Below are 26,737 nucleotides of genomic sequence, written 5' to 3'. Positions count from 1 at the left end.
TCAGACGGATTGCCACCCTAAAGCGGACTTGCGGCGCATCGCCGGGGCCCTTACCAATGGCGCCAACGGCCAGGGGCCGGGTGCGCTTTCCGGAGGATCTGCCTTGAACACGCTCGCACAATTCAGCCTTGCCGGGCGCCGGGCGCTGGTGACCGGCTCAAGCCGGGGCCTGGGGCTGGCGATTGCCACCGCGCTGGCCGGCGCCGGCGCGGAAATCGTACTCAACGGGCGCGACCAGCAGACGCTCGGCGCCGCCGCGGCCGGGCTCGCCGAAGGCGGCCGCAAGGTCTCGGCGCTCGCTTTCGACGTGACGAGCGAGGAGAGCGTGAACGAGGCCATCGCCCATTGCGAGGACAAGATCGGGCCCATCGATATTCTCGTCAACAATGCCGGGGTGCAGCATCGCAGCCCGCTCGAGGATTTTCCGCTCGCCCAGTTCGAGCGCGTGATGATGACCAACCTGACCTCGGCCTTCATCGTGGGCAAGGCGGTGGCGCAGGGCATGATCGCGCGGCGCCGCGGCAAGATGATCAATATCTGCTCGCTGATGAGCCATGTGTCGCGCCCCTCGATCGCCCCCTATGCGGCGAGCAAGGCGGCGATCGCCAATCTGACGCGCGGCATGGCGACGGATTGGGCCAAGCACGGGCTCAACGTCAACGGCATCGCGCCGGGCTATTTCCGCACCGAGATGAACGAGGCGCTGGTGGCCAATGTCGATTTCAACGCCTGGATCGAGCGGCGCACGCCGATGGGGCGCTGGGGCGACCCTTCCGAACTCGGCGGGGCGGCCGTGTTCCTCGCTTCGGATGCGGCAAGCTTCGTGAACGGACACATTCTTTATGTCGACGGCGCCTTCTCCGCGACGGTCTGAGGCGGCGCGCCTCATCATCGTGATGGGCGTCTCCTCGAGCGGCAAATCGACGACGGGCAAGGCCATTGCCCGCCGCCTGCACCTGCCGTTCCTCGATGGCGACGGCTATCACCCGCCCGAAAATGTCGAGAAGATGCGGGCGGGAACCCCGCTCACCGATGCCGATCGCTGGCCCTGGCTCGAAAGGCTGGCGCAGGCGCTGCACGAGGCGGCGGGGCAGAAGGGCGCGGCGGTCGGCGCGTGCTCGGCGCTGAGGAAGAGCTATCGCGATTACCTCGTTGAAAAGGCCGGCGAGCCGATCCTCTTTGTCTATCTGAAGGGCGATCGCAGCGTCATCGCCGAGCGCATGGCGCGACGGCAGCACGAATACATGCCGCAAAGCCTGCTCGAGAGCCAGTTCGCCACCCTCGAAGAACCCGATCCGGCCATCGAAAATGTACTCGTGCTCGATGTGCGGGAGCCGGTGGAAACGCTTGCGACGCGCGCGGTCAAGGCCGTCGACCACCTCAGGTCGTTCAAGCGCGGGCAGTGAGGCGGAGCCAGGCGGAGAGCTCGGCCGAGACTGTCTCGGCCAGCGTGCCGGTTCGGGAAAACCCCCACCAGATGACCGCGCCCTGCCATTGGCTCGCCATCAGCCGGCCCAGCGCCACGGACTTGGGGTTGCCCGGAGCGATGCGTCGGCCGAGCGCCGTGGCCAGAGCCGTGCCCCATGCCGCCCCCCGTGCCCGCAGCACGGGGCGGCGAAAATCCTCGCGCAGCAGCAAAAGCCCCTCGCCATGCGTATCGGGCCCATCCGGCGCGCCGGAGAGCCGGACGAGAAGTGCCACGGCGCCCTGGGGCGTGACGGGGCAATCCGCGTCGGCGGCGGCGGTTTCGGCATCGAGCCGATCCCAGGCGCGCAGCAAGGCCGCCTCCATCAGCCGATCGCGCGAACCAAAGCGCTGGACGAGGGTCGCCGGCGCAAGGCCTGAGGCCGACGACAGGGCGGCAAAGCTCAGCCCCTCCGGCCCGGTCCTCGCCATCAGGCCGAGGGCTGCATCGAGAAGGGCTTCATCGCTGATCGAGCGGGGGCGGGGCAAGCGGACCTCTATTGTAAACGATCATTCGTTTATATATATCCAGGACCGATCCTGGCAAGGAGTGTGGGTCATGGCGCGGATCCTGGGATATATCGCGGCGAGCCTTGATGGCTATATCGCCGGCCCGAACGACAGCCTCGACTGGCTGTTCAAATACGATACCACGGCGTTCGGAGAGGATGACCCCGCGCTGTTTCTGGCGCGCATCAGGACGCTGGTGATGGGCCGGGGCACCTATGACTGGCTGATCCGCGAGGGCGGGCCCTGGCCCTATGAGGGCAAGCGCGTCTATGTCGTCACCTCTCGTGCCCTCGCGGCGCCCGAGGGCGTCGATATCATCGCGCGTTCCGATATCGATGCGCTGATCGCCGAATTGCGCGCGCTGCCGGATGGGGATGCGTGGATGCTGGGCGGGGGGCGGCTGCAAATGGCCTTCATGGAACGCGGCGCGCTCGACGAGATCGAGATCTATGTGATTCCCGAATTGCTGGGGGGCGGCGTGCCGCTGTTTCCGCCCACCGGCTTCGCAGCGACGGTCGAACTCGTTTCGGCGCGGCCCAGCGGCCCGGGCTGCGTGCGCCTGCACTACCGGCTGTCGTCCTCCGCCGCCGGGGCGAGATAGGGCGTATCGACCACCAGCGCCCAGGCGCCGCCGAGTTCACCCAGAAGCTCGGCGACCACGATATCGAGCAATGCGTTGAATTCCCGCCGGTCGCGCTCGCTCAGGTGCCAGGTGGGATCGGCAAGGTTTTTCCAGTTCACCTGCCGATCATAGAGCAGGTTGAGACGTTCGAGCCGGCGGTTGAGATCGCGCGGGAAGCCCCAGAAGGCGAGTGTCGTCAGCTGGCCATCGACAACGAGTGGCGCATAGCCGCGCGCCACCAGCCGGAAATCGAGGACGAGCCGAACCTCCTTCACTGCGTCGCGCCGCCCGGACGGACCGTGGAAAAGCCCGACGGCCTGCGGGCGCCGACCCAGCCGACGGCCCGTTCGCCCAGCTGGCGGAACTTGCCCGAGACCGACGAGATGCGCGAATGCCACGCGGGATCGGGCGCCTGGCCTTCGATGGTGCGGAAATAGGCCTGCATGAGGCAGGCCAGCGCGAAGGGCTCGATCAGCGCCGCCTTGACCGCCCAGGCAAAGATCAGCGCAAAGACCAGCCCGCCCGCCGACCAGGCATTGGGGATGAGGGCGACAATGGCCGCCGCCGGCGCCAGCATGACGAGAAAGACCACAAGCGACAGGCCCCAGGTGATGAGGGTGAGCCAGGCGGCATTGCGCAGCATGGTCTTGTAGTTCTGGGTGTAGAGCACCAGCGCCGTCTGTGCCGACTCCCACGGGTTGGTGGAGCGGGTGCGAATGGCATAAGCGAGGATGATCTCGTCGACGAGGCCGAGTGCGATGCGCAGGAAGGCGCGCACGAGCCCGACGATGTTCTGCAGCCCCGGGATGGGCAGGATGGCGGTGATGCCCTGGATGAGCCCGATAATGGCCCCCAGCACGCCCTTGACCAGCTGATCGAGCGCAAAGAGCACATGGGTTTCGGCAAAGCGCGCCTTCACGACCTCGGTGGCGTGGCTGATCTGGTCGCGCCCCTGGGGCACGCTGCCGCCATCGAGCAGTTCGACCATGACGGCGATATGCCCGGCCTTGACGATGTAGAGGATGTACTCGCGCGCGAAATAAAGCGCCCCGGCGGTGAGCCCCAAGCCGATCGCCCCGCCCCAGAAGGTGGAGGCGCCCTGGAAATCGGCATCACCGAACGCGCCCACGCCCCAGCCGATGCCGGCCCCTACGCCGGTGACGAGCACATAGGCGATGGCGATGCCGGCATAGACGATGATGCGGAAAAGGATGAATGGCAGGGTCTGCCCCATCAGCGACAGCGACCGCGGAATCGAAAAGTCCCACATTGATCAGCCCCTTGAGACGCACCCCGCAGGACGCGAGGTTACGGCAGAGCGGGGCGTTGGGCAATGTGGGCTGGGGGTCTAGCTGAGGCGCAAGCGGCAAGACCCCCTCACCCGGCCTGCGGCCGACCTCTCCCCCGAAGGGAGAGGTAAGGAGGGGCTCGGCCGCGCATTAGAGGCGTTTGGTGGTCTTATTTACCTCTCCCTCAGGACGTGGACGGCCCCTCCCCACCTCTCCCTGGGGGAGAGTTAGGGGGTTTCAGGGTCTCGGGATGTGGATGACCGCTCCTCACCTCTCCCTTCGGGGGAGAGGTCGGCGCGCGAGCGCCGGGTGAGGGGGCCTTGGCCACGGGCGCTGGCTTCCGCATGCTGCTGAAATCGAAACTGGATTCCGGCATTCGCCGGAATGACGCATGGGGTTGGGGCCAGCCACCGCGAAAAAGAAAAGGCCGCCCTTGCGGACGGCCTTGTCGGGTCAGGACTCGCTGGCGACGCCAGCCTCAGTGCTTGAGGCCGTCGCGGACTGCGTCTTTGACCTGCCCTGCCTTCTGCTGGACCTTGCCTTCGGCCTTGTCGATCTTGCCTTCGGCTTCGAGGCGCTCGTTGCCGGTGACCTTGCCAGCGGCTTCCTTGATCGCGCCGCCGGCCTGCTTGGCAACGCCCTTGACTTCGTCCTTATGCATTTGAGGCTCCCTTGTTGTTGTATTTGCTAACAACGCGGTGCTCCCGAGCGAAGTTCCTGAGGGAAACGTCTTATTCTTGCTCCGGTGCCTCGCCGAGATAGCGCACCTCGATGCGCTGGAAGATCGGCCCCTGTTTCATCGTCAACAGCCAGCGGTGGAAGGCCGCAAGGTCGACAAAGCCGGCGCGGCGCGCATCGGCCTCGGTGACATCCTCGGGCGCCATCTCGTCCATGCGGCCGATGGCGAGGAGGCCCAGTTTGGTCTTGAGCGTGCCGCCCGGCTTGACGCTGGGGCGGCTCCAGCGGCGGAACTGCAGGTCGATCTCGCCGGCCTTGATGGCTTCGAGCACCTCGCGCTTCAGGAGCATGGTTCAGTTCCCCGCAAATGGATCCTCCACCAGCGGCCAGAGCGGCCGGCCGGCGCGCGGCAGGGCAATCCTCTCGAAATCGGGATCCGCCGCACCGCCTGCCGAAACATAGAGGATTCGCTCCGCCACCGGAGCAAAGCCGGCCGAAAAATGCTGGGCCGACTTCACATAGACCGAGCGATAGGCGCGGATGTCGGCGCCGAGCGCGGCAAAGGCATCGGGGTGGAAGGTCTGAGTGCGCAGGCTGATGAGCGCGACATCGATGCCATCGGCGGACACCAGCGCCGCATCGCCCATCGCCTGCCGGCCGGTGCCGTAGGTCTGGGACGCCTCGGGCGCCAGCGCGCGGACGGTGACATCGAGATCGACGGGCTGGCCCGAGAACGGTCCGACCTTGCCCCCGATGCGCAGCGGCAGGCGCGAGCCCTCCCCGGCCTCGAAGCAGAGGCGCACCGCGACAGGGTCCCAGAACAGGCCGGTGAGCACGTTCCGCGCCCTCGCCTCGACTAAAGCCGAGAGGAGGAAGGTCGCATCGCTCGAGGTGCCGGCGCCGGCATTGTCGCAGACATCGGCGAAGATGGTGAGCCCGGGCTCGGGCGCAAGCGTGCGGCCGATGGCGTCATTAAGGGTGAGGAGCGTATCGCGGGTCTTGAACCGCAGATCCCAGATGCGCTGCTGGAAGGCGCGGGCGGTGCGGTCGGCAAGCGCCGGATCGCCATCGGCAATCGCGATGACACGCGCCCCGACGTCGGGCACATCGGCCCAGGGGAAGCCGTGCGCGAACGAAACCGAGAGCACCCCGCCCTGCCCTTCGGCGGCGCTCATGGCATCGACGAGGCTGCGCACCGGCTCGCGCGGGGTGCGCCACACCGCCAGCATGCGGCAATCGATCACCGCCACGGCCGGCCGGATCGCGCCCGAGCGCGTAGCGGCAGCGAGCCGGTAGACATCGGCGGCGCGGGCATCGACATCGGTATGGGGATATTCCTTGTAGGTGACGACGATATCGGCGGCCGCGACCAGCCGGTCCGAGATGTGGCAATGGAGATCGAGCTCGACCCCGATCACCACACCGGGCAGGCGGGCGCGGATGGCGCTGGCCAGGTCGCCCTCGCAATCATCCTCGCCCTCGGCGACCATGGCGCCATGCAGGTTGAGCAGCACCATGTCGGGGGTGCCGGCGGCGTCGAGATCGTCGAGCACCATCTGGCGCATCTCGGCCCAGACGCGGGCGCGAGTGGGCCCGGCAGGCTGCGCGAAGGCGGCGACGCTCTCGATCACCTCATGGCCACCGGACTCGGCGGCCCGGCGCCAGACACGCAGGGGACCGGCGAACCAGTGCGGCGAGGTGAGCGAACCATCGCGACGCACGAACAGGTCTTCGCGATAGGCGGCCCAGCCGGTGGGGATGGGCGAAAAAGTGTTGGTCTCGGTGCCGATGGCGGCGATGAAGAGCTTCACGGGGCGCGATCCGGAGCAAGGGGCGGAGGCGGCATGGGGCGGCACGCAGGCATGGGCGTCAAGCGGGGCACGTTCCTTGCGCCGGAACGGGGCAGGATCGGTGGCATCGCGCTAGAGCAATGCGGCTGCCAGCGCCGGCCGGGAGGTCACAGCCGGCGCCAGCAAGGCGGTACATGTTCCGCCGCATCCATCAGTGTGCCAGAGGCCGCGCCGATCCGCCAGCGATGATTCGGTTTGGTGCCGATCAGTAGGGCGAGCATGTGTAGCCGGAGGGCTCGATGCGGGTGAAATGCCCCGGCCCGTTGCCCTTGACGCTGCAGACGGTCTTTTCGGACGTTCCGGCGGCGAGGTTGAACCGCGTGCAGTCCGGCGTGAGCAGTGCCGGGCTGCCTTTGACCGAATATTTGCATTGGGCAATGCATTGATAGCGCTGGCCACCGGGATTGCTGGCGACGATCGAGAGCGCTGAGCTGTCCGCATTCAGCCGACAATCGATGCCGGGAACGGGAAACTGCGCCGATGCGGCGGACATCGCCCCGAGCAGCAGGACGAAGGCGAGGCTGAAAGACCTTAGGCGCATAAGAGTTTTCCCCGAGAGCCGGCGCTTGTGCCGATCTCGCGAGGCTGGCAGCAGTTTTGCGAGCACCCAAGCGGGATTGCCGCGCTTGAGCGACGTTACCGGCGAGAAATTATGCTTGCGCCGGCGGGAAGGCTTGTACCGGGGTGGCGGCCCTCGTCCTTCGACGGGCTCAGGATGAGGGCAGGAGGCTAAGTCAGGATCAGGGCCGGGGCGAGTTCAGGATGAGGGCCTTTGAAGGCTCAGCGTCAGAGCCATAGGCTCGAGATCGAGCGCCGGCCGCGATCATCTGATGACAACTGAAGTGGTGCGGGCGGCGGGACTCGAACCCGCACGGGCCAGGCCCTCGGGATTTTAAGTCCCGTGTGTCTACCATTTCACCACGCCCGCAAAGGGTGGCTGTCGCGCCCGGGTGGGGCGCGACGCTTAGGGTCAGTCGGTGCCGCCGGAGATGGGGGGCACATAGGCGACGTCGAGATCCCAGGGGAAGAAGATCCAGGTGTCCTGGCTCACTTCGGTGATGAAGCTGTCAACGAGGTCGCGGCCCTTGGGCTTGGCATAGACAGTGGCGAAATGGGCGTTGGGCAGCATCTCGCGCACGGCGCGGGCGGTGTTGCCGGTATCGACCAGATCATCGACGATGAGGACGCGGCCGGTGCGGTCCTTCTCGAGGATTTCGGGGGAGACGGCCTTGAGCACGCGGATCTCGCCCTGGTTCTTGTGGTCATAGGATTTGACCGCAACGCTCTCGACCACGCGGATATTGAGCTCGCGCGCCACGATGGTGGCGGGCACGAGGCCGCCGCGGGCAATGGCTACCACGGCATCGAAGGGCCCCAGACCCTGCAGGCGCCAGGCCAGCGCGCGGCTGTCGCGATGGAACTGGTCCCAGGTGACGGGGAAATTTTTCTGCGCGCTCTGGTTCACTCTCGGAGGTCCTTCGGAAAACGGGGGGAACAGGATCAATAGGGTTCGTCGGCGGCGGGCAGGCCGGCGGCGCGATGCGCTTCGGAGACCATGGCGCGCACGGCGTCGGCGGCCACGGCCAGCCGGTCCGGATCGGGCGAGCGCAAGACCAGCTCGGTATGGACGGCACCGGTGCCCATCTGCGGGTAAGAGCCCATCTTGACGTCGGGATACTCGGCCTGGAGCCGCCCGAGCGGACCGCCGATGGCGCCCTCCCCCACGCGACAGGCAATGGTGACCGAGAGCATGCGGCGCCCGCCCTCGAGCGTGGGCGCGATGGATTCGAGCATGGCCTGCATGATCTTGGGCACGCCGGCCATGACATGCACATTGCCGATGCGGAAGCCGGGCGCCGCCGAGACGGCATTGACAATGAGGTCGGCGCCTTCGGGGATGCGGGCCATGCGCAGCCGGGCCTCGGTCGCCTCGGTATTGGTGGTGGCCCAGCGCGCCTCGAGCATGGCGCGGGCCTCGGGATTGATCGGCAGGGCGACGCCGAAGGCCGAAGCGATGGCATCGGCGGTAATATCATCATGGGTGGGGCCGATGCCGCCCGTGGTAAAGACATAAGTGTAGCGGGCGCGCAGCGCGTTGACCGCATCCACGATATCCTCATGCACGTCGGAGACGACGCGCACCTCGGTCAAAGCGATGCCCAGCTCGGTGCAGAAATCGGCGATGGTGCCGATATTGACGTCCTTGGTGCGACCGGAGAGGATTTCGTCCCCGATGACGATGAGGCCGGCAGTGACGGTATCGGGCGCGCTCATGATCGGTGCGGGGCTCGGGAGATGACGGTGGCTCCATGCAATGCCTTCCCGGCCCGAAAAGGTCAAGAATGGCGGCGTCGCAGGGGAAATGGACGGCGCGGCGCCTCTTTTCATCGCGGCAGGCAGCGACTACCTTTGGGCCAACAGCCGGAGCGCGCAATGATCACCTATGTCGATGCCGAAACCAAGAGCCGCCGCACCTCCGGGGTGATCCCGCTGCATGGCGAGGCGGGCTTTGCCGGCATGCGCAAGGCCGGAAACCTGACGGCGCGGGCGCTCGACCTGCTGGTCGAGCATGTGAAGCCGGGCGTGACCACCGCCAGCCTCGACCGCATCGCCTATGAGTTCGCGCGCGACCATGGCGCGGTGCCGGCCACCCTGTTCTACAAGGGCTACCGGCATTCGATCTGCACCTCGATCAACCATGTGGTGTGCCACGGCATTCCCGACGAGCGGCCGCTGCGCGAGGGCGATATCGTCAATATCGACCTGACGCTGATCGTGGATGGCTGGTATGGCGATTCCTCGCGCATGTATGCGGTGGGCGAGATCGGGCGGAAAGCCGAGCGGCTGATCGAGGTGACCTATGACTGCCTCGCGGCGGGCATCGCCGTGGCAAGGCCGGGCAACACCACGGGCGATATCGGCCACGCGATCCAGACGCTGGCGGAGGCGGAGCGCACGAGCGTGGTGCGCGATTTCGTCGGGCACGGGCTGGGGCAGCTGTTTCACGACGAGCCCAACATCCTGCATTTCGGCACCCCGGGCACCGGAGTGATGCTGAAGCCGGGCATGATCTTCACCATCGAGCCGATGATCAATCTCGGGCGACCGGACGTGAAGATCCTGCCCGATGGCTGGACGGCGGTGACGCGCGACCGCACGCTTTCGGCCCAGTGCGAGCATTCGATCGGCATCACCGAAACCGGATGCGAGATCTTCACCGCATCGCCCCAGGGGCTGTTCAATCCGCTCTCCGCCCGGCGCTGACGCCGATGCCGCGGGGGGACAAGGCTGAGGCGGACGGACTGAACGAAGCGACCCCGCATTATCTGGGGCATCGCGAACGGGCGCGGCAGCGCTTTCTGTCGGCGGGCGAACAGGCGCTCGCCGATTACGAACTGCTCGAACTGGTGCTGCAGCTGCTGATCCCACGGCGCGACACCAAGGCGCTGGCCAAGGACCTGCTGGCGCGATTCGGCACGTTCTCGGCGGTTTTCGCGGCGCAGCCGGCGCAACTGGCCCAGTGCAAGGGGCTGGGCGACGTGACGGTAACCAACCTCAAGATCATCCAGGCGGCGGCGCAGCGGTTCGCACGCGACCAGATCGACCTCAAGAAGCCGATCCTCTCCTCATGGTCCTCGCTGCTCGATTATTTTCGCTCGACCATGGCCTATGAGGACAAGGAGCAGTTCCGCATCCTGTTTTTGGACAAGAAGAACCGGCTCATTGCCGACGAGGTGCAGCAGACCGGCACTGTGGACCATACTCCGGTCTATCCGCGCGAGGTGATCAAGCGCACGCTGGAGCTGTCGGCGACGGCGCTGGTGCTGGTGCACAACCACCCCTCGGGAGACCCCTCGCCCTCATCGGCCGATGTGCAGATGACGCGGCAGATCACCGAGATCGCGCGGCCGCTCGGCATTACCGTGCATGACCATGTGATCATCGGCAAATCGGGCCACACATCGCTGCGCAGCCTCAAGCTGCTATGAGCGGCCCCTGAGGCGGGCCAGCGCCGCCCGGGCCCGGTAGACGAAACTGCGGACCGTGTCGTTGTCCTTGGCGAGGCGGCGCAGCGCGCTGACCTGGCGGTGGCCGGCGGCGAGCAGCCGGCCCCTGGCCGTGACCGGCAGATAGCGATGCACAAGCTGGATCTGCTCGTTGCACCAGTGGCGCTTTTCGTCGTTGAGGCCCGAGCCCATGTCGAGCACCGCCTCGCCCTGTTCGAAGAGCCGCTGCATGACATTGAGGAGGCACTGCTTGCCGGGCGAACCCGGCTGCAGGCGCGGCTCGGTGCTCATCGAGGAGATGAGGCAGTACCACACCGCGCCGCTATGGATGCAGTAGCGGGCCGCGACGATCTCGCCATCGAGCCGAAGCAGCGCCATGCGCACATCCACCCCCGAGCCTGGCGCAGCAAGCGCGGCATAGGCAGCGCGGATGCCAGGCTCGGCGAAGGGATCGCAGATGCCCATCTGCGCGAAACGTTCGGCACGTTGCCGGAACAGGGTTTCGAGCGCATGGGGAAATTCCGGATCGCCATTGGCGATGGTTTCGAAGTTGACGCTTCCCAGCGCCGCAAGCTTGTCGCCCTGCTGACGATCGTGCTTGCGACGGGATTTGTTACGCTGCACGGCATCGGCTTCGGCAAATGACGAAAAATGGGCGCGATAGAGCGTATCCGAGGGCACGGTGGAGCCAAGCTCGGCTTCGAGCACCAGGCGGTCTGGCATCTCGATGGGCATGTCGCGCAGGAACAGTAGGTCCGCCCCGCTGAGGCGGGCAAGACCGGCCCAGAGATCGGCACGCGCCTCGGACGAGAGCACGCCGAAGCGGCAGGGATCGAGCAGCGGGGCATTGGCCCCGACATGATTGCCCAGCATCCACCCGAGCACATGCGTGCCGCGCACCCGAATGCGACGCAGCGGCAAAAGCGCCAGGGGCTGGTCGCCGGCCTCGGCGAGCAGCAGCACGATCTCGCCTTTCGGCACGCCGAGCGTTTCGCACCACAGGCGACAGACATCAAAGCTCTGACCGGGAGAGACGAGCCCGCCCTTGGCCTCAAGCGCGCGCCATGTGGCCTCGGCCTCGGCGAAGCCCGCCAGCCGGCGGAAGCGCGGAGTGAGTGCAGCGGGCGCGCTGCCGCGCGCGGCAAGGCTCGGGTCGTGCTGCATGCAGAGATCCTCCATGCCGCCACCATAGCGGTCGAGACCCTAAGCACACTTACAATGTATCGGTCAGTCGACCAACAATACCACGTTTCAAATAACAGGGTTAAGACGGGCTCAACCGAAGGTGGACAGCACCGGGAAGGTCTCGAGGAACCAGAAGGAGATGCGGGTGAACTGGCCGGTGACAAACAGCAGGCCGGTTATGACGAGCAGCCCGCCCATGATCTTTTCCACCATGCCCAGATGTTTACGGAAGCTCTGGAAAAAGGTGAGGAAGGGTCCGATGGCGACCCCGGCCAGGAGGAACGGCACGCCAAGCCCGGCCGAATAGATGGCGAGGAGCCCCGCCCCTTCCCACGCGGTCTCGCGCCCGGCCGCGACCGACAGCACGGCGGCCAGGACAGGGCCGATGCAGGGCGTCCACCCCAGGGCGAAGGCAAGACCCAGCAGGAACCCGCCGCCCGGCCCGCTGGCAACGCCCGGGCCATTGTGGCGCATCTGCCGATCGAGCAGGCCGATGCGATAGACCCCGAGAAAGTGCAGCCCCATCGCGATGATGACGATGCCGGCGATGGGGGTGAGAATCGGCAGGGCCTGGCGGAAGAGCTGGCCGAAGGCGGTGGCCGTCGCGCCAAGCGCGATGAAGACGAGCGAGAAGCCGAGAATGAAGAACAGCGAGGTGACGACGCTGCGGCGCCAGACGAGGCCGGCGGTGGCGCCATCGCTGCGCAGCTGATCAAAACTCGCCCCGCTCATATAGGTGAGATAGGGCGGCACGAGCGGCAGGACGCAGGGGCTGAGGAAACTCAGAACCCCGGCCCCGAACACCAGCCAGAAGGAAAAGCCATCCATGCGCGCGCCTCCGTCGGGCGTCGTTGTAGCCCTTGTGGCGGCAAGCGCAATGCCTGCTCTGGTCGCTCCCCAGCACGTGAACGGCAAATCGCCCTCGACCAAAGGCCCCTTGTGGCAGGCGGGGCGGCGGGTCTAAAGGGCAGCAGCGTTTTTCCCCGGAGCCTTGCCATGTCCGCACGCCCGATCCTCATCGCCCCCTCCATCCTTTCGGCCGACTTCGCGCGGCTGGGCGAGGAAGTGCGCGCTATCGACGCGGCAGGGGCCGATTTCATCCATGTGGACGTGATGGACGGGCATTTCGTGCCCAATATCTCGTTCGGCGCGGCGGTGATGCAGGCGGTGCGCAAGGAGACGCAAAAGCCCTTCGACGTGCATCTGATGATCGCCCCGGTCGACCCCTATGTCGCCGCCTTCGCCAAGGCCGGCGCCGATCTCATCACCGTGCATGCCGAGGCCGGGCCGCACCTGCACCGCACGCTCCAGACCATTCGCGCCGAGGGCAAGAAGGCGGGGGCCGCGATCAACCCGGCAACGCCGGTCTCGGCGCTCGAACATGTCATCGACGATATCGACCTGCTGCTGATCATGAGCGTCAATCCGGGGTTCGGGGGGCAGAAATTCATCCCCCAGACCTTCGAAAAGCTGCGGCAGGCGCGCCATTTGATCGGCGGGCGGCCGATTTTGCTCGAGGTCGATGGCGGGGTGACGGCCGAGAACGCCGGCGACATCATCACGGCGGGTGCCAACGTGCTGGTCGCGGGCTCATCGGTCTATGCCGGCAATGATGCGCGGACCTATGCGGGGCGGATCGCGGCGATCCGCACTGCCGGGAGCACCATCAATGCCTGAGCGGGTGCCGCAGCCGCGCGGGCTCAGCCACATGACCTTCATCGTCTCCGATCTCGATCGGATGGAAGAAATTCTGGCGGGCGTACTGGGGGCGCGGAAGATTTATGACAGCGGCGAGGCGACGTTTTCGGTCTCCGAGGAGCGATTCTTCCTCGTGGGCGAGGACGATATCTGGGTCGCGATCATGAAGGGCGAGCCCCTGCCCCAGCGCAGCTACAACCACGTGGCCTTCCGCATTGCCGAAGACGATCTCGAGCTTTACCGGGAGCGCATCGCCGATCTCGGGCTCGACCTCGAGGAAAGCCGGCCGAGGGTGGACGGGGAAGGCCGTTCGCTCTATTTCCACGATGCCGACAACCACCTCTTCGAACTCCATACCGGCACGCTGCACGAGCGGCTGGTGCGCTACGCCGCCGGCCCCGTGCCGGCCACGGCTTCATGACGGAAGGCTTCTGAGCGATGATCCCCCGCTATTCCCGGCCGGAAATGGCCGCCATCTGGTCGCCCGAAACGCGGTTCCGCATCTGGTTCGAGATCGAGGCACATGCGACCGACGCGCTGGCCGATCTGGGCGTGGTGCCCAAGGCGGCCGCCGCGGCGATCTGGGAGAAGGCGGGCGGTGCGAGCTTCGACGTCGAGCGGATCGACGAGATCGAGCGCACCACCAAGCATGACGTCATCGCGTTCCTGACCCATGTGGCCGAGATCGTCGGGCCCGAGGCGCGCTTCCTGCATCAGGGCATGACCTCGTCGGACGTGCTCGACACCTGCCTGTCGGTGCAGCTGGCCCGCGCCGCCGACATCCTCATCGCCGATATCGACCGGTTGCTCGCCGCGCTCAAGACGCGCGCGATGGAGCACAGGCACACTATCACAATCGGGCGCAGCCACGGCATCCATGCCGAACCGACGACCTTCGGGGTGAAGCTGGCGCAGGCCTATGCCGAGTTCGACCGCAACCGCGCGCGGCTGGTAGCGGCCCGCGCCGAGATCGCCACCTGCGCGATTTCGGGCGCCATCGGCACCTTCGCCAATATCGATCCGCGCGTGGAAGCCCATGTCGCCGACAAGCTCGGGCTCACGGTGGAGCCGGTTTCGACGCAGGTGATCCCGCGCGACCGGCATGCGATGTTCTTTGCGACGCTCGGGGTCATCGCCTCCTCGATCGAGCGGCTGGCGACCGAAATCCGCCATCTGCAGCGCACCGAGGTGCTCGAGGCCGAGGAATATTTCTCGCCCGGCCAGAAGGGCTCCTCGGCCATGCCGCACAAGCGCAATCCGGTGCTGACCGAAAATCTCACCGGGCTGGCGCGGCTCGTGCGCGGCATGGTGACCCCGGCGCTCGAGAATGTGGCGCTCTGGCACGAGCGGGACATCTCGCACTCCTCGGTGGAGCGGATGATCGGGCCCGATGCGACGGTAACGCTCGATTTCGCGCTGACGCGGCTTGCCGGCGTCATCGAGAAGCTGCTCGTTTATCCCGAGAACATGCAGCGCAATCTCGACCTGCTCGGCGGCCTCCACAACTCGCAGCGCGTGCTTCTGGCGCTGACGCAGGCCGGCATGAGCCGCGAGGAGGCCTATGCGGCGGTGCAGCGCAACGCCATGCAGGTGTGGCAGATGCGCGGCAACCGGACCGGGCAATTCGCGTGCCTTTTGAAGGCCGACGCGGAAATCGCTGAGAAACTGAATCCGCAAGCGATCGACGCAATGTTCGACGATGCCTATCATCTCAAGGCCGTCGACACGATCTTTGCCCGCGTGTTCGGAGCCTAGCATGGCCATCGTTTTCGCGCAGGAGAACGATCTTCGCGTAGAAGATTATGCCGAGGTGCTGCGCAACTGCGCCATGCGGCACAAGCGGCCGGTGGACAATCTCGACCGGCTCGAGGAAATGCTGCGGGGCGCCAACTTCATCGTCACCGCGCGGGAAGATGGCGAGATCCTCGGCTTTGCCCGCTGCCTGACCGACCATGCCTGGGTGTGCTTTTGCTCCGATTTCGCGGTGAAAGAGAGCGCGCAGCGGCGCGGGGTGGGCCGGGGCATCCTCGAAACCTGCTGGCGGCTCCTGGGCCCGCGCATCGGGTTCACGCTGCTCTCGGAGCGCGACACTGTGGGCTTTTACGAAGCGGCCGGCATGACGCGCTGGGAAGCGGGCTTTTATCGCACGCGGGAAGACAAATCATGAGACTGGCCGAAGCCGACATCCTCATCCTCCCCGGCCGCGGCAATTCGGGCCCCGACCACTGGCAGCGCCGCTGGGCGGGCCGGATCGGTACCGCACGGGTGGTCGAGCAGGAGGAGTGGGAGCGGCCCCAGCTCAATGACTGGACCGGGCGCATCCTCGACGAGATCATGATGTCGACCCGGCCGGTAGTGCTGATCGCTCATTCGCTCGGGGTTTCGGCCGCCGTGCATGCCGCGCAGCGGATCAAGGACACCAAGGTAAAAGGGGCGCTGCTGGTGGCCCCGCCCGACCATGAGGGCGAGGCGATATCGCCGGCCTCCAAACCCTTCGGACCCGTGCCGCGCGACCCCCTGCCCTTCCCCTCGCTGCTTGTGGCTTCGACCAACGATCCGCTCTGCTCGGTGGAGCGGGCCGTGGACATGGCGACGGCCTGGGGCTCGGAAATCCACTTCGCCAATGACGCGGGCCACATCAACGCCGCATCGGGGCACGGCCCGTGGCCCGAGGGGCTGATGATGCTGACGCGGCTGATGCAGCGGATCTGAAATCCTGCCGCCGGCTCAGTCTGTTGCCGGCGCTTGCTCCAATGTGAGTCGGGTGCGGAGAGGGCTTAGGTGTGCCGCCCTGTGCCCGGCCTGTTACACATGGTGGCGATGTTGGGTCGGCACATTCAGCCGATATTGCGGCGGATGTCAGTAGGGCGATAGCACAGGTCGCCCGATTTCTTTCGAGACCCCACATGTTCGCCATCCCGCCGCCGCCCAAGCCGAGCCTGCCGATAAGCGACGCGCTCGGCGCCGCGCTCGATCTCGAGATTTCGGCGATCGCGCGCGAGGCTCTGGAGCGGATCGGGCGGACCGAGGACATCCGGTTCTCGCCCAGCAACAACCGCATCGCCATTGCCGGCTATGCCCATGCCTCGTGCTTCATTCTCGATGTGGTGATCGACCGGCGCGGCGAGCGTCCGGTGGTGCGCATCAACGATTATGTCGAGCTGCGCTCGCCGGCCGGGCTCAAGGCGCCGCATGGGTTCGACTTCATCGACGAGGACACGCTGGTCGTTGCCAACCGGGAAGGGCTTGTCAGCCTCTTCGATATCTCGGGGCGCCAGCAGGGAGAGCGCGTGATGACGCGGGCGCCAAAGACCGTGATCGGGCGCGCAGGCCTTCTGAGCGCGATACATTCCCCCGGATCGGTGGCGGTGGTGAGGACCGGGCCCGACAGTGCCGAACTGCTCGTCTGCCACAATTACAAGCACAGGGTGTCGCGCCATCCGCTGTCGCTCAAGGGCAGCGCGATCCGGCCGGGCGGCGGAAGCATCGTGATCGAGCGCGGGCTGCTCGTGCCGGACGGCGTGGCGGTCAGCCCCGACCAGCGCTGGATCGCGGTCAGCAGCCATCTGACGCGCTGCGTGATGATCTACGATCGCAGGCTGAGGCTCGACCGCAATCGCGAGCCCGATGGGCGCGCCTTCGGGGTAAGCTATCCGCACGGACTGAGGTTTTCGCCCGACGGAAAGACGCTTTATGTCGCCGATGCCGGGGCGCCGATTCTCGCACGGTTCGAGAGCGCGGACGGCAACTGGGCCGGCCCGCGCGATGCGACGGCGCTGTATCGCGTGCTCGATGAGGCGACCTTCGAAAAGGGCCGCAGCAATATCGAGGAGGGCGGGCCCAAGGGGCTCGATTTCGATGCCACGGGCACGGTGATGGCGATGACCTGCGAGGAGCAGGCACTGGCCTTTTTCCACGTGCCGGAACTGGCGGGGGCGGCGGTGCGCCCCCGCTGAGGCATCAGCCTTCGGAGAGCACCTGGTCGCGGGCGACTTCGCGCAGCTGGTCCATCTTCTGGCGCACCACGTCGTCGCCGATCGACAGGCCCTTGGCCTTGATGTCGGCGGACACCTTGCGGAAGACGTCCTCGTCGCCGGCTTCCTCGAAATCGGCGGCCACGACTTCGGCGGCATAGGCCTTGGCGGCATCGCCCGAAAGGCCCATCAGCTCGGCAGCCCAGATGCCCAGGAGCTTGTTGCGCCGGGCCTCTGCCTTGAAGCGCAGCTCCGCATCATGGGCGAACTTGGCTTCCTGGCCCTTCTTGCGGTCGTCAAAACCAACCATAATCGTCTCCGCTTCCATTGGCCGGCGCGGCAGCGCCAGCATCGTTCCGCCTTCGACATAAGCGAGGGGAGGCCCCAAATCAACGGCAGGGCCGGCCGCGCCAGAGCGCCCCGAGGGGACCGGCGCGGAAAGAGCTTGCATTGTGGAAGTCTTTTGGCGCATGAAACGGCGCAATCGCACACCCCCCACATCGACATTGGGCAGCTCTGATGAACCGTCGGCGGAAAATCTATGAGGGCAAGGCCAAGGACCTCTATGAGGGTCCCGAGCCCGGCACTCTCGTCCAGTACTTCAAGGACGATGCCACTGCCGGCAATGGCGCCAAGCACGAGATCATCGACGGCAAGGGCGTGCTGAACAACCGGATCTCGGAGTTCATCTTCACCCGACTCAACGGCATGGGCATTCCGACGCATTTCCTGCGCCGGCTCAACATGCGCGAGCAGCTGATCAAGGAAGTCGAGATCATCCCGATCGAGGTGGTGGTGCGCAATGTCGCCGCCGGCTCGCTGTGCAAGCGGCTGGGGCTGGAGCTGGGCACGCCCCTGCCCCGCTCGATCATCGAGTTCTACTACAAGGACGATGCGCTCGGGGATCCGCTGGTTTCCGAAGAGCACATCACCGCCTTCGGCTGGGCCACCCCGCCCGAGCTCGACGACATCATGAGCCTTGCCATCCGCGTCAACGATTTTTTGACCGGGCTCTTCATGGGCGTCGGCATCCAGCTCGTCGACTTCAAGATCGAGTGCGGCCGGCTCTATGAGGGCGATGTGATGCGCATCGTTCTGGCCGACGAAATCTCGCCCGACAATTGCCGGCTGTGGGACATCAAGACTCGCAACAAGCTCGACAAGGACCGCTTCCGCGAGGATCTCGGCGGGCTGGTCGACGCCTATCGGGAAGTGGCGCAGCGGCTCGGCATCCTCGTGGAAACCGACAACGCATTGACCACCGGCCCGCGACTCGTGCAATAGCGCGCGCCATGAAAGCTCGCGTCACCGTTACGTTGAAGGCCGGTGTGCTCGACCCCCAGGGTCAGGCCATCCAGGGCTCGCTCAAATCCCTCGGCTTTGCCGGGGTCGGCGCGGTGCGCCAGGGCAAGGTGTTCGACATCCTGCTCGAAGGTACCGATGAAGCGGCCGCCAGGGCCGACCTCACGCGCATGTGCGAGGCACTCCTCGCCAACACCGTGATCGAAAATTACGCGATCGAAATCGTCCCTTAATTCCTTTCCCCTATGATTGGCCGGTGCCGCGTCGTGCGGCCCGATCTCCATGTTGTGATCATGCTCAAAGCCGTTTCCCTCTCGGTTCTGTTCTTCCTCTCGCTCGGCGTGCTGTTTGCCGCCTACGCCTCCGTTCCCGTCTGATTGGGGCCGAGGCCTCCTCGATCCTTTCGTTGCATCTGCTTCAAATGCGTGGCGTTAAGCATGTCGCTTAAGGCTCTCGCGTCGCAGATGCAGCCTGCCGCGTGCAAAGCTGCTATCGTGCCGCTCCTATCGAGCAGGAGCGTGCGATGACGGGCAGTGGCGAGCGGCTGGGCTGGGTCGATATGGCCAAGGGCCTCTCGATCATCCTCGTGGTGATGATGCATTCGGCCTTCGGGGTCGGGGCCGACACCGGCGGGGTGGGCTATCTCCATTATGTCATCGGCTGGGCGGCGCCCTTCCGCATGCCCGAGTTTTTTCTCATCTCGGGGCTCTTCCTCTCGCAGGTGATCGACCGGCCGTGGCCGCGCTTCGCGGACCGGCGGGTGGTGCATTATTTCTATTTCTACGTCGTCTGGGCGGTGATCCACATCCTGTTCAAGGTCGGGCTGGGCGAGCGCGACCCGGTGCTGGCGGCAGAGTATCTCGCCTGGGCGGTGATCGAGCCCTATGGGGTCCTGTGGTTCATCTACATGCTGGCCGTGGTGGCAGTGGCGAGCAAGGTAGCCCATGACCTCAGGCTGCCGCACTGGGCGGTGCTGACCTTGGGGGCCGTGCTGCAGATGGCGCCGATCCACACCGGCGCCTATGTGATCGACCAGTTCGCCGAGTTCTTCGTGTTCTTTTATGCCGGCTACGCGCTGGCCCCGATGCTCTTTGCGCTGGTGGAAAAGGCGCAGGGGCGCGTGGGACTGGCGCTGGCCGGGCTCGCCGCCTGGGCGGTGATCAACGGGCTCTTGGTCTTTTCACCCGGCCATCGGGTGATGCCCGACCATGTCGAGATGGGGCTGGCCGGGCTGCCGGGGCTGCATCTGGTACTGGCGATTGCCGGGGCGGCGGCGCTCTGCGTTTCGGCCGGGCTGCTCGCCAGGGTGCCGGCGATGGACTGGCTGCGCTGGCTCGGCGGCAAGTCGATCGTGGTCTATCTGGCCTTCGCCCTGCCGATGGCGGTGACGCGTACGGTTCTGGTGCGGCTGGGCATCATCGAGGATGTGGGGCTGCTCTCGACCATCGTGATGACCGTCGCCATCGTCTCCCCGCTCATCCTCTGGTGGCTGACCGAAAAGACCGGCATCGGCCGGTTCCTCTTTACCCGGCCGGCCTGGGCCCATATTCCGGGCACGCCGGGGAGCCGGCAGGACATCGCGGCCCGGACGCAGCGCCAGCCGGCGCAATAAGTCGCGAGTTCTGGCAAAAGGCGGCCCAAGGCTTGCCTTTTTCGGCCAAGGCTGGTCAAAGGGCGCATCCCCTAACCCCGCCCACGAAAGGCTTGTGCCGATGAACGCCACCGTCATCGTCTTTCCCGGCTCGAATCGCGACCGTGACATGATCGCCGCGCTCACCGCCATCGGCGGCAAGCCGCCGCGCGTGGTGTGGCATCAGTCCGACGCACTGCCGCCCTCGGACCTGATCGTCGTGCCCGGCGGCTTTTCCTATGGCGACTATCTGCGCTCGGGCGCCATCGCGGCGCGCTCGCCGATCATGCAGAAGGTGCGCGAACGCGCCGAGGCCGGCGTGCCGGTGCTGGGCGTGTGCAACGGCTTCCAGATCCTCACCGAGGCCGGGCTGCTGCCGGGCGTGCTGATGCGCAACGCCTCGCTGCGCTTCGTGTGCCGCGAGGTGAAGCTCTCGGTGGAAAACACCGATTCGGTGTTCACCTCGGGCTATCGCCCGGGCGCGGTGATCCGCTGCCCGGTGGCCCATCATGACGGCAATTATTTCACCGATGACGAGACGCTGGCCCGAATCGAGGGCGAGGGCCAGGTGGCGTTCCGCTATGCCCAGGGCACCAATCCCAATGGTTCGCGCAACGATATCGCCGGGGTGTTCAACGACAGGCGCACCGTGCTCGGGCTGATGCCGCACCCGGAAAACCTCATCGAAAACGCCCATGGCGGCATCGATGGGCGGCCGCTGTTCGAGGCGCTGCTCAAGGCAGCCTGAGACCGGCCATGCCAGACGGGTTCGGTCGCATCTGGGCGCTTGCCGGCATTCTCGTGGCGGTGATCGGGCTCGGGCTCAATTTTTCCGTCATCGCCCCGGCGATGATGGTGGCGAGCCCGACCAATCCGGCGCCGCTCGGCCCGTTGGCGATGTTCGTGCATTTCTGGAGCTTTTTCACCCATCTCAGCAATCTGGGGCTGGCGCTGGTCTGGCTCGGGACGCTGGTCGGGTGGCGGTGGCTGGGCTGGTTCCGCACGCCGCTGGGCATGGCGGCCATGGCGGGCAACATCACGCTGGTGATGGTCTACTACCACTTCATGCTGGCGCCTCTCTTTACCTTCACCGGAGCGCTGGCGGCGGCCAATGTGCTTTTGCACTATGTGTCGCCCCTGCTCTATCTCGGCTGGTGGGCGATGTTTGCGCCCCATGGCGGGCTGCGGCTGAAACAGGTGCCGCTGATGCTGGTGCCGGGGCTCGTCTATCTCGGGTTGGTGCTGATCCGTGGCGCCATGGTTTCCGAATATCCCTATGACCTGCTCGATCCGCGCATCGGCGGCTATGGGCAGGTGGCGATCGGGGCCGGTGTGATCGTCATTGCGGTCGCGGTGTTCTGCGTGCTGCTGGTGCTTGCCGACAGGCTTCTGGGGCGCGATAAACAAAAGGCCTGAACGGGGAGACGAGATTGGGCGCGGGTCGAGTGGTTGCGCTTTCCGGATGTCTCCTCGGGCTTGCTCTGCTCGTGCTGCAGTTTTCGCTCACCATTCCGGCCCGGCTGGCACTAGACGACGATCTGCCCGGCGCACTGGGGTTCTTCTTTTCCTTTTTCACCATCCTCTCCAACATGGCGCTGGTGGCGGCCTATGGGTCGGAGGTGACGGACTGGCGCTGGCTCAGCTGGTTCCGGCGTCCAGAGACGCGCGGCATGCTGGCGGCGGCGATCGCCATGGTGATGATCTTCTATCATTTCGTGCTCGCCCCGATCTGGGACCCGCAGGGGCTGTTCAAGGTGGCCGATATCGGCCTCCATTACGTGACGCCGACGCTGTTCATCGTGTGGTGGATCGGCTTCAACCGGCATGGGACGCTGCGGCTTCAGGACCTGCCGATGATGCTCTTGCCCACCTTCGTCTATTTTCTCTACGCCATGGCGCGTGGCGCGCTGGTGGGCGCCTATCCTTATCCGATCCTCGAAGCCGACAGGCTGGGCTATGGGCAGGTGGGGCTCAATGCGCTGATGATGGTGGTGTTCCTCTCGGTGCTCTCGCTCATCGTCATCGGGCTCGACCGCCTGATGGGCAAAAGAGTGCCGGCCTGACCGTTTTGGCGTTTAAGGCTGAGCCCCGTTGCGATAAGGAGGGGCCAATTCCTTCGGCAGCGGAATCGGCGGGAGCCGGAACGACCCCATGAGCTTCGACAACCATATCGAGATCACCCCGCAGCTTGTCGCCGATCACGGCCTCAAGTCGGACGAGTATCTGCGTATCCTCGACCTTCTGGGCCGCACCCCGACCTATACCGAGCTCGGCATCTTCTCGGCGATGTGGAACGAGCACTGCTCGTACAAGAGCTCCAAGAAGTGGCTGCGCACGCTGCACACCACCGGCCCGCGCGTCATCCAGGGACCGGGCGAGAATGCCGGCGTCGTCGATATCGGCGATGGCAAGGCGGTGGTGTTCAAGATGGAAAGCCACAACCATCCGAGCTTCATCGAGCCCTATCAGGGCGCGGCGACCGGGGTTGGCGGCATCTTGCGCGACGTGTTCACCATGGGCGCCCGCCCCATCGCGGCAATGAACGCACTGCGCTTCGGCGCGCCCGAGCATGAAAAGACCAGGCACCTCGTCTCGGGCGTGGTGGCGGGCGTCGGCGGCTATGGCAACAGCTTCGGCGTGCCGACCGTGGGCGGGGAGGTCGAGTTCGACGCCCGCTACAATGGCAATATCCTCGTCAACGCCTTTGCCGCCGGGCTCGTGGATACCGACAAGATCTTCTATTCCAAGGCCGAGGGCGTCGGCCTGCCGGTGGTCTATCTCGGGGCCAAGACCGGGCGCGACGGGGTTGGCGGGGCCACCATGGCCTCGGCCGAATTCGGCGACGATATCGACGAGAAGCGCCCCACCGTGCAGGTGGGCGACCCGTTCACGGAAAAGCGGCTGCTCGAGGCCTGCCTCGAACTGATGGCGACCGGCGCCGTGATCGCCATCCAGGACATGGGCGCGGCCGGCCTCACCTGTTCGGCCGTGGAAATGGGCGCCAAGGGCGATCTCGGCATCGAGCTCAATCTCGACGCCGTGCCGGTGCGCGAAACCGCCATGACGCCCTATGAGATGATGCTGTCGGAAAGCCAGGAGCGCATGCTCATGGTGCTGCATCCCGAAAAGGAGGCGGCGGCGCGCGCGGTGTTCGAGAAGTGGGAACTCGATTTCGCCACCGTGGGCAAGACCACCGACGACCTGCGCTTCCGCGTGCTCTGGCAGGGCAAGGAAGTGGCGAACCTGCCGATCAAGGATCTGGGCGACAAGGCGCCCGAATATGACCGGCCGTGGAGCCCGGCGCGCAAGCAGCCCGCCCTGCGCCCCGACGACGTGCCGCAGATGGATATCGCCGATGCGCTTTTGCGGCTCATCGGCGGACCCTCGCTCTCCTCGCGCCGCTGGGTCTACGAGCAGTATGACACGCTGATCCAGGGCAATTCGGTGCAGCGGCCCGGCGGGGATGCCGGGGTGGTGCGGGTCGAGGGGCACCCGACCAAGGCGCTTGCCTTCACCTCGGACGTGACGCCGCGCTATTGCGAGGCTGACCCCGTCGAGGGCGGCAAGCAGGCCGTGGCCGAGGCCTGGCGCAACCTGACGGCAACCGGCGCTCTGCCGCTGGCGGCCACCGACAATCTCAATTTCGGCAATCCCGAGCGCCCCGAGATCATGGGCCAGCTGGTGGGCGCCATCCAGGGCATTGGCGAAGCCTGCCGGGCCCTCGATTTCCCGATCGTTTCGGGCAATGTGTCGCTTTACAACGAGACCAATGGCAAGGGCATCCTGCCCACCCCCACGATCGGCGGGGTGGGTCTGCTCGAAGACTGGAACGGCATGGCGCGCATCGGCTTTGCGGCCGAGGACGAGGCGGTGATCCTCATTGGCGGGCGGCGCGATGGCGGCGGGCATCTGGGCCAGTCGCTCTATCTGCGCGACCTGTTCGATCGCCGCGAAGGCACCCCGCCCCAGGTCGATCTCGCCCATGAGCGCAAGGCCGGCGATTTCGTCCGCGCGCTGATCGGGGACAATATCGCCACCGCTGTGCACGATCTTTCCGATGGCGGGCTGGCCGTGGGGCTGGCCGAAATGGCGATGGCCTCGGGCATCGGGGCCCGCATCAACCAGCTCGACGGGCTCGATCCGCTGCCCTGGTTCTTCGGGGAAGACCAAGGGCGCTACGTGATCACCATCCGGCGATCGGATGTCGACCGGTTCTTCGACGAGCTGCTGCCGCCCACCGCCCTTTTTGCGCCTTGGATCGGGGTTACCGGTGGCACTGCGCTGACGCTGGGCGAGGCCCGGTCGATTCCCGTGGCCGAACTCCGCGAGGCTCATGAAGGCTGGTTCCCCCGCTTCATGGGCGCCTGATCGCGGGCCGATCGGCCATCGGAACCCGGCAGCGCGGGGCGGCGTCTGGCGCTGCCCTCGATATCCCGCCCTCCGGAGCCTTCGTGCCATGCGTCATCCCATCGTTACCGTTCTTGCGCTTATTGGCGCCACCGGCTCCGTCTTCGCGCAGGAGGTGACGGTCAATATCGATCGCGGCGTGCTCGAAACGCGGCCCTTCACGGCGATTTATCCGCAGTCGTTCCAGCAGGTGGAGGACGGCAACGAGGTGACCGTGCTGACGCTGCAGCACAATGGGGCGCCCATCCAGTGCGATGTGATGATCGCCGACGGGCAGGCCGAGGGCTGGACGGCCGAGAGCGCGCTTTCGGCGTTCGACAAGGGCGCGGTGGAAACCACCTGGCGCGAACAGTTCCCCGATTTCACCGTGACCGAGAGCGGCACGCGCGATTTCCAGAGCGGGCCGGCGCTCTATTACGAGGGCGAGGCGCAGCAATCCCCGCTCGGCTTTCCGGTGCGCATCGCCCATGCCGAGGCGGCCGACCAGGGGCGCACCTATATCTTCGAATGCCTCATGGACCTCGCCATCGCCGAAGAGTCGGAAACCGCGATCGCGTTCATGATCGCCAATTTTTCGACCCGCGCCGATGCCGAATGCTGCGCGGCGCCGCGGCAATAGGCACTGCGGCTTTGACCGGCCTTCTATTGAAGCCCCCCGGCCCCCGTGCCATATCTCGGGCTGACTGAAACCAGCCGGAGACTGACCATGGCGATGGCCGCAGCCGAAATCGAACGTCGCATCAAGGCCGCCCTGCCCGACGCGCAGGTGGATATCCGCGACCTCGCCGGCGATGGCGACCACTACGCGGCAACCGTGGTCTCGGAAGCGTTTCGCGGCAAGACGCGCGTGCAGCAGCACCAGCTCGTCTACAACGCGCTTTCGGGCGACATGGGCGGCGCCCTGCATGCCCTGGCGTTGACGACCAGCGCGCCGGCCTGAGCCGATCCATGTCGCTGCGCGACTCCATCGAGCTGATCCAGGCGGTCAAGCCCGAGGCAGGCTTCAAGGCCATCGAGACCGAGATCATGGCCGAACGCGCCAGCTCGATGGGCGCGGCCGACGCCAAGGTGAAGGCCACGCTTGCGGCGCTCGCCGCTGCCACCGAGGCTGACCGGCCAGTCGCGCTGGCGGCGAGCCGGAATGCGGTGTGGGCCTATTTCGTGCAGCGCGAACTCTGCGGCTTTCGCCGGCATGCCGACGTGATCCGCGATCTCGGCATCCCCGATGCGGTGCTGCTCGGCCTGGGCGTAATGCGGCGGTGAGATGATGAGCCCGGCAGAAACCGAGCAACTCAAACTGCGCGCGGGCTTCCTGAACGCCATCGGCTCGAGCAGCGTTGTAGCCTCTGTGATAACGCCTGCAATTGGCCTATCTATAGGAGCGATCGAAATGAGCTCGATCAACTTCCTTGTGGTAGCCACCGCGTGCGGCTTCTGGAGTGTGGTGGGTTTCATCATCCACCTGTTTGCCGTGAGACTATTGGGAAAACTGGAGTAAGCCTATGGAACTCTACGCTTTCTTCATCTGGCCCGCGCTGGTGTTTGGTGCCCTTGGGGTCTATGCCTGGGTGTCCTATACCCGCGCCGGCCGTCATCCGGGTGCCGGAGAATAGGGCGGAGCCTCGACACGGCCCTATTCATCACCTATCTATCGGCCAAAGACGATGCAGGCGCGCGATGACGGGCCCGTCTCGTTTCCGGCAGGCTTATTCCCAACGGTTTTCCCCAAAGGTTCTCCCATGAGCGACATCACCGCCTTCATCGACGACAAGGTCAAGAGCAACGACGTGTTCCTGTTCATGAAGGGCTCGCCGGACTTTCCGCAGTGCGGATTTTCGGGCCAGGTCGTGCAGATCCTCAACTATCTCGGGATCGACTATGGCAGCGCCAACGTGCTCGAAAGCCAGGAACTGCGCGAGGGCGTGAAGGCCTATACCAACTGGCCGACCATTCCCCAGCTCTATGTGAAGGGCGAATTCGTGGGCGGCGCCGATATCGTGCGCGAGATGTTCCAGGCCGGCGAGCTGCAGAGCTTCCTCTCCGAGAAGGGCATCGCGGTCAAGCAGACCGCCTGATCCATCAGTTTCGGTGATGGGCGGGATCAGTTGATTTCGCTTTTCG

At 65.9% G+C, this 26,737-nt stretch carries 35 protein-coding genes and 1 tRNA gene; 23 read left to right on the top strand and 13 right to left on the bottom strand.

The window, feature by feature from the left end; genetic code table 11:
* Positions 1–103: 103 nt before the first annotated feature.
* Together BT183_RS01290 and BT183_RS01285 are read left to right on the top strand one after the other, a co-directional pair.
* Complete coding sequence (locus BT183_RS01290) at positions 104–874, top strand: glucose 1-dehydrogenase (protein ID WP_072341332.1); 771 nt, start codon at positions 104–106, stop codon at positions 872–874.
* The gene (locus tag BT183_RS01285; protein WP_072338608.1) at positions 843–1,406 is read left to right on the top strand and encodes a gluconokinase; all 564 of its coding nucleotides are present in this window, start codon (positions 843–845) and stop codon (positions 1,404–1,406) included. The genes BT183_RS01290 and BT183_RS01285 overlap by 32 nt, the downstream gene beginning before the upstream one ends.
* Here the strand turns inward: BT183_RS01285 and BT183_RS01280 are convergent.
* Positions 1,390–1,953, bottom strand: coding sequence for a TetR/AcrR family transcriptional regulator (locus BT183_RS01280; RefSeq protein WP_072338607.1), 564 nt, complete (start codon positions 1,951–1,953; stop codon positions 1,390–1,392). The genes BT183_RS01285 and BT183_RS01280 overlap by 17 nt on opposite strands.
* Before the next feature lie 70 nt (positions 1,954–2,023).
* On the opposite strand from BT183_RS01280, the gene BT183_RS01275 reads away from it, so the two are divergent.
* Positions 2,024–2,575, top strand: coding sequence for a dihydrofolate reductase family protein (locus tag BT183_RS01275; protein ID WP_072338606.1), 552 nt, complete (start codon positions 2,024–2,026; stop codon positions 2,573–2,575).
* On the opposite strand, the gene BT183_RS01270 is transcribed toward BT183_RS01275, so the two are convergent.
* The 9 genes from BT183_RS01270 to BT183_RS01230 form a co-directional block, all read right to left on the bottom strand.
* Entirely contained in the window at positions 2,539–2,871 is a 333-nt protein-coding gene (locus tag BT183_RS01270; RefSeq protein ID WP_072338605.1) for a hypothetical protein, read from the bottom strand. The genes BT183_RS01275 and BT183_RS01270 overlap by 37 nt on opposite strands.
* Positions 2,868–3,866 (bottom strand): hypothetical protein, encoded by a 999-nt coding sequence (locus BT183_RS01265; protein WP_072338604.1) that lies wholly within the window; start codon positions 3,864–3,866, stop codon positions 2,868–2,870. The genes BT183_RS01270 and BT183_RS01265 overlap by 4 nt, the downstream gene beginning before the upstream one ends.
* Positions 3,867–4,363: 497 nt before the next feature.
* Positions 4,364–4,546, bottom strand: coding sequence for a CsbD family protein (locus BT183_RS01260; RefSeq protein ID WP_072338603.1), 183 nt, complete (start codon positions 4,544–4,546; stop codon positions 4,364–4,366).
* A gap of 70 nt (positions 4,547–4,616) precedes the next feature.
* The gene (locus BT183_RS01255) at positions 4,617–4,913 is read right to left on the bottom strand and encodes an ASCH domain-containing protein (protein WP_072338602.1); all 297 of its coding nucleotides are present in this window, start codon (positions 4,911–4,913) and stop codon (positions 4,617–4,619) included.
* Between the two features lie 3 nt (positions 4,914–4,916).
* Positions 4,917–6,374, bottom strand: coding sequence for a M81 family metallopeptidase (locus BT183_RS01250; protein ID WP_072338601.1), 1,458 nt, complete (start codon positions 6,372–6,374; stop codon positions 4,917–4,919).
* Between the two features lie 244 nt (positions 6,375–6,618).
* Positions 6,619–6,954, bottom strand: a complete 336-nt coding sequence (locus BT183_RS01245; protein WP_072338600.1) for a hypothetical protein — start codon at positions 6,952–6,954, stop codon at positions 6,619–6,621.
* Between the two features lie 302 nt (positions 6,955–7,256).
* Positions 7,257–7,341 (bottom strand) — tRNA-Leu (locus BT183_RS01240).
* A gap of 42 nt (positions 7,342–7,383) precedes the next feature.
* Complete coding sequence (gene gpt, locus BT183_RS01235; protein ID WP_072338599.1) at positions 7,384–7,878, bottom strand: xanthine phosphoribosyltransferase; 495 nt, start codon at positions 7,876–7,878, stop codon at positions 7,384–7,386.
* 35 nt (positions 7,879–7,913) lie between these two features.
* The gene (locus tag BT183_RS01230) at positions 7,914–8,687 is read right to left on the bottom strand and encodes a competence/damage-inducible protein A (protein ID WP_072338598.1); all 774 of its coding nucleotides are present in this window, start codon (positions 8,685–8,687) and stop codon (positions 7,914–7,916) included.
* Between the two features lie 162 nt (positions 8,688–8,849).
* Here BT183_RS01230 and map point away from each other — a divergent pair, with 162 nt between their 5' ends.
* Entirely contained in the window at positions 8,850–9,677 is an 828-nt protein-coding gene (gene map, locus BT183_RS01225; protein WP_072341329.1) for a type I methionyl aminopeptidase, read from the top strand.
* A gap of 5 nt (positions 9,678–9,682) precedes the next feature.
* Positions 9,683–10,402: a RadC family protein gene (gene radC, locus BT183_RS01220; protein WP_072338597.1), complete on the top strand. Its 720-nt coding sequence runs from the start codon at positions 9,683–9,685 to the stop codon at positions 10,400–10,402.
* On the opposite strand, the gene BT183_RS01215 is transcribed toward radC, so the two are convergent.
* Complete coding sequence (locus BT183_RS01215) at positions 10,397–11,584, bottom strand: GNAT family N-acetyltransferase (RefSeq protein WP_177282344.1); 1,188 nt, start codon at positions 11,582–11,584, stop codon at positions 10,397–10,399. The two genes, radC and BT183_RS01215, sit on opposite strands and share 6 nt — an antisense overlap.
* Positions 11,585–11,695: 111 nt before the next feature.
* On the bottom strand, positions 11,696–12,433 hold the full coding sequence (locus BT183_RS01210) for a cytochrome c biogenesis CcdA family protein (RefSeq protein WP_072338595.1): 738 nt from the start codon (positions 12,431–12,433) through the stop codon (positions 11,696–11,698).
* A 168-nt stretch (positions 12,434–12,601) separates the two neighbouring features.
* Here BT183_RS01210 and rpe point away from each other — a divergent pair, with 168 nt between their 5' ends.
* The 6 genes from rpe to BT183_RS01180 all read left to right on the top strand — a co-directional run bounded on the left by rpe (position 12,602) and on the right by BT183_RS01180 (position 17,259).
* Positions 12,602–13,282 carry a ribulose-phosphate 3-epimerase gene (gene rpe, locus BT183_RS01205; protein WP_072338594.1) on the top strand — a complete coding sequence of 227 codons (681 nt, stop codon included), beginning with the start codon at positions 12,602–12,604 and terminating at the stop codon, positions 13,280–13,282.
* The gene (gene fosX / locus BT183_RS01200) at positions 13,275–13,724 is read left to right on the top strand and encodes a FosX/FosE/FosI family fosfomycin resistance hydrolase (protein ID WP_072338593.1); all 450 of its coding nucleotides are present in this window, start codon (positions 13,275–13,277) and stop codon (positions 13,722–13,724) included. Before rpe ends, fosX begins: the two co-directional genes overlap by 8 nt.
* Before the next feature lie 17 nt (positions 13,725–13,741).
* On the top strand, positions 13,742–15,058 hold the full coding sequence (gene purB, locus BT183_RS01195; RefSeq protein ID WP_072338592.1) for an adenylosuccinate lyase: 1,317 nt from the start codon (positions 13,742–13,744) through the stop codon (positions 15,056–15,058).
* Position 15,059: 1 nt separating this feature from the next.
* Positions 15,060–15,470 carry a GNAT family N-acetyltransferase gene (locus BT183_RS01190; protein ID WP_072338591.1) on the top strand — a complete coding sequence of 137 codons (411 nt, stop codon included), beginning with the start codon at positions 15,060–15,062 and terminating at the stop codon, positions 15,468–15,470.
* Positions 15,467–16,015: an RBBP9/YdeN family alpha/beta hydrolase gene (locus BT183_RS01185; protein ID WP_072338590.1), complete on the top strand. Its 549-nt coding sequence runs from the start codon at positions 15,467–15,469 to the stop codon at positions 16,013–16,015. The genes BT183_RS01190 and BT183_RS01185 overlap by 4 nt, the downstream gene beginning before the upstream one ends.
* A 194-nt stretch (positions 16,016–16,209) precedes the next feature.
* Positions 16,210–17,259: a YncE family protein gene (locus BT183_RS01180; RefSeq protein WP_084603169.1), complete on the top strand. Its 1,050-nt coding sequence runs from the start codon at positions 16,210–16,212 to the stop codon at positions 17,257–17,259.
* A gap of 4 nt (positions 17,260–17,263) precedes the next feature.
* On the opposite strand, the gene BT183_RS01175 is transcribed toward BT183_RS01180, so the two are convergent.
* The gene (locus BT183_RS01175) at positions 17,264–17,590 is read right to left on the bottom strand and encodes a DUF1476 domain-containing protein (RefSeq protein WP_143145721.1); all 327 of its coding nucleotides are present in this window, start codon (positions 17,588–17,590) and stop codon (positions 17,264–17,266) included.
* 206 nt (positions 17,591–17,796) lie between these two features.
* Between BT183_RS01175 and purC the strand changes: the two genes are divergently transcribed.
* From purC to grxD, 12 genes are all read left to right on the top strand, one after another.
* Complete coding sequence (gene purC, locus BT183_RS01170; protein ID WP_072338589.1) at positions 17,797–18,561, top strand: phosphoribosylaminoimidazolesuccinocarboxamide synthase; 765 nt, start codon at positions 17,797–17,799, stop codon at positions 18,559–18,561.
* Between the two features lie 8 nt (positions 18,562–18,569).
* Positions 18,570–18,812, top strand: a complete 243-nt coding sequence (gene purS / locus BT183_RS01165) for a phosphoribosylformylglycinamidine synthase subunit PurS (RefSeq protein ID WP_072338588.1) — start codon at positions 18,570–18,572, stop codon at positions 18,810–18,812.
* Between the two features lie 290 nt (positions 18,813–19,102).
* Positions 19,103–20,191: an acyltransferase family protein gene (locus BT183_RS01160; protein WP_072338587.1), complete on the top strand. Its 1,089-nt coding sequence runs from the start codon at positions 19,103–19,105 to the stop codon at positions 20,189–20,191.
* A gap of 100 nt (positions 20,192–20,291) precedes the next feature.
* A complete protein-coding gene (gene purQ / locus BT183_RS01155; protein ID WP_072338586.1) occupies positions 20,292–20,957 on the top strand; it encodes a phosphoribosylformylglycinamidine synthase subunit PurQ in 666 nt (221 codons plus the stop codon).
* Between the two features lie 8 nt (positions 20,958–20,965).
* Positions 20,966–21,625, top strand: a complete 660-nt coding sequence (locus tag BT183_RS01150; RefSeq protein WP_072338585.1) for a Pr6Pr family membrane protein — start codon at positions 20,966–20,968, stop codon at positions 21,623–21,625.
* Positions 21,626–21,639: 14 nt separating this feature from the next.
* A complete protein-coding gene (locus tag BT183_RS01145; protein WP_143145609.1) occupies positions 21,640–22,272 on the top strand; it encodes a Pr6Pr family membrane protein in 633 nt (210 codons plus the stop codon).
* Positions 22,273–22,360: 88 nt separating this feature from the next.
* Entirely contained in the window at positions 22,361–24,577 is a 2,217-nt protein-coding gene (purL, locus tag BT183_RS01140) for a phosphoribosylformylglycinamidine synthase subunit PurL (protein ID WP_072338583.1), read from the top strand.
* An 88-nt stretch (positions 24,578–24,665) separates the two neighbouring features.
* Positions 24,666–25,235 (top strand): hypothetical protein, encoded by a 570-nt coding sequence (locus BT183_RS01135; RefSeq protein WP_072338582.1) that lies wholly within the window; start codon positions 24,666–24,668, stop codon positions 25,233–25,235.
* Positions 25,236–25,322: 87 nt separating this feature from the next.
* Positions 25,323–25,556, top strand: coding sequence for a BolA family protein (locus BT183_RS01130; RefSeq protein ID WP_072338581.1), 234 nt, complete (start codon positions 25,323–25,325; stop codon positions 25,554–25,556).
* A gap of 8 nt (positions 25,557–25,564) precedes the next feature.
* Positions 25,565–25,879 (top strand): DUF6665 family protein, encoded by a 315-nt coding sequence (locus BT183_RS01125; protein WP_072338580.1) that lies wholly within the window; start codon positions 25,565–25,567, stop codon positions 25,877–25,879.
* Positions 25,880–25,883: 4 nt separating this feature from the next.
* Entirely contained in the window at positions 25,884–26,114 is a 231-nt protein-coding gene (locus BT183_RS01120) for a hypothetical protein (RefSeq protein WP_143145608.1), read from the top strand.
* Between the two features lie 241 nt (positions 26,115–26,355).
* Positions 26,356–26,691 carry a Grx4 family monothiol glutaredoxin gene (gene grxD / locus BT183_RS01115; protein WP_072338578.1) on the top strand — a complete coding sequence of 112 codons (336 nt, stop codon included), beginning with the start codon at positions 26,356–26,358 and terminating at the stop codon, positions 26,689–26,691.
* The last annotated feature ends 46 nt before the right edge of the window (positions 26,692–26,737 follow it).

Source organism: Devosia enhydra (genome assembly GCF_900119845.1).
Lineage (GTDB): Bacteria > Pseudomonadota > Alphaproteobacteria > Rhizobiales > Devosiaceae > FPKU01.
Note: the sequence above shows the minus strand (reverse complement) of the source record. Positions and strands in the feature narration are given on the sequence as shown.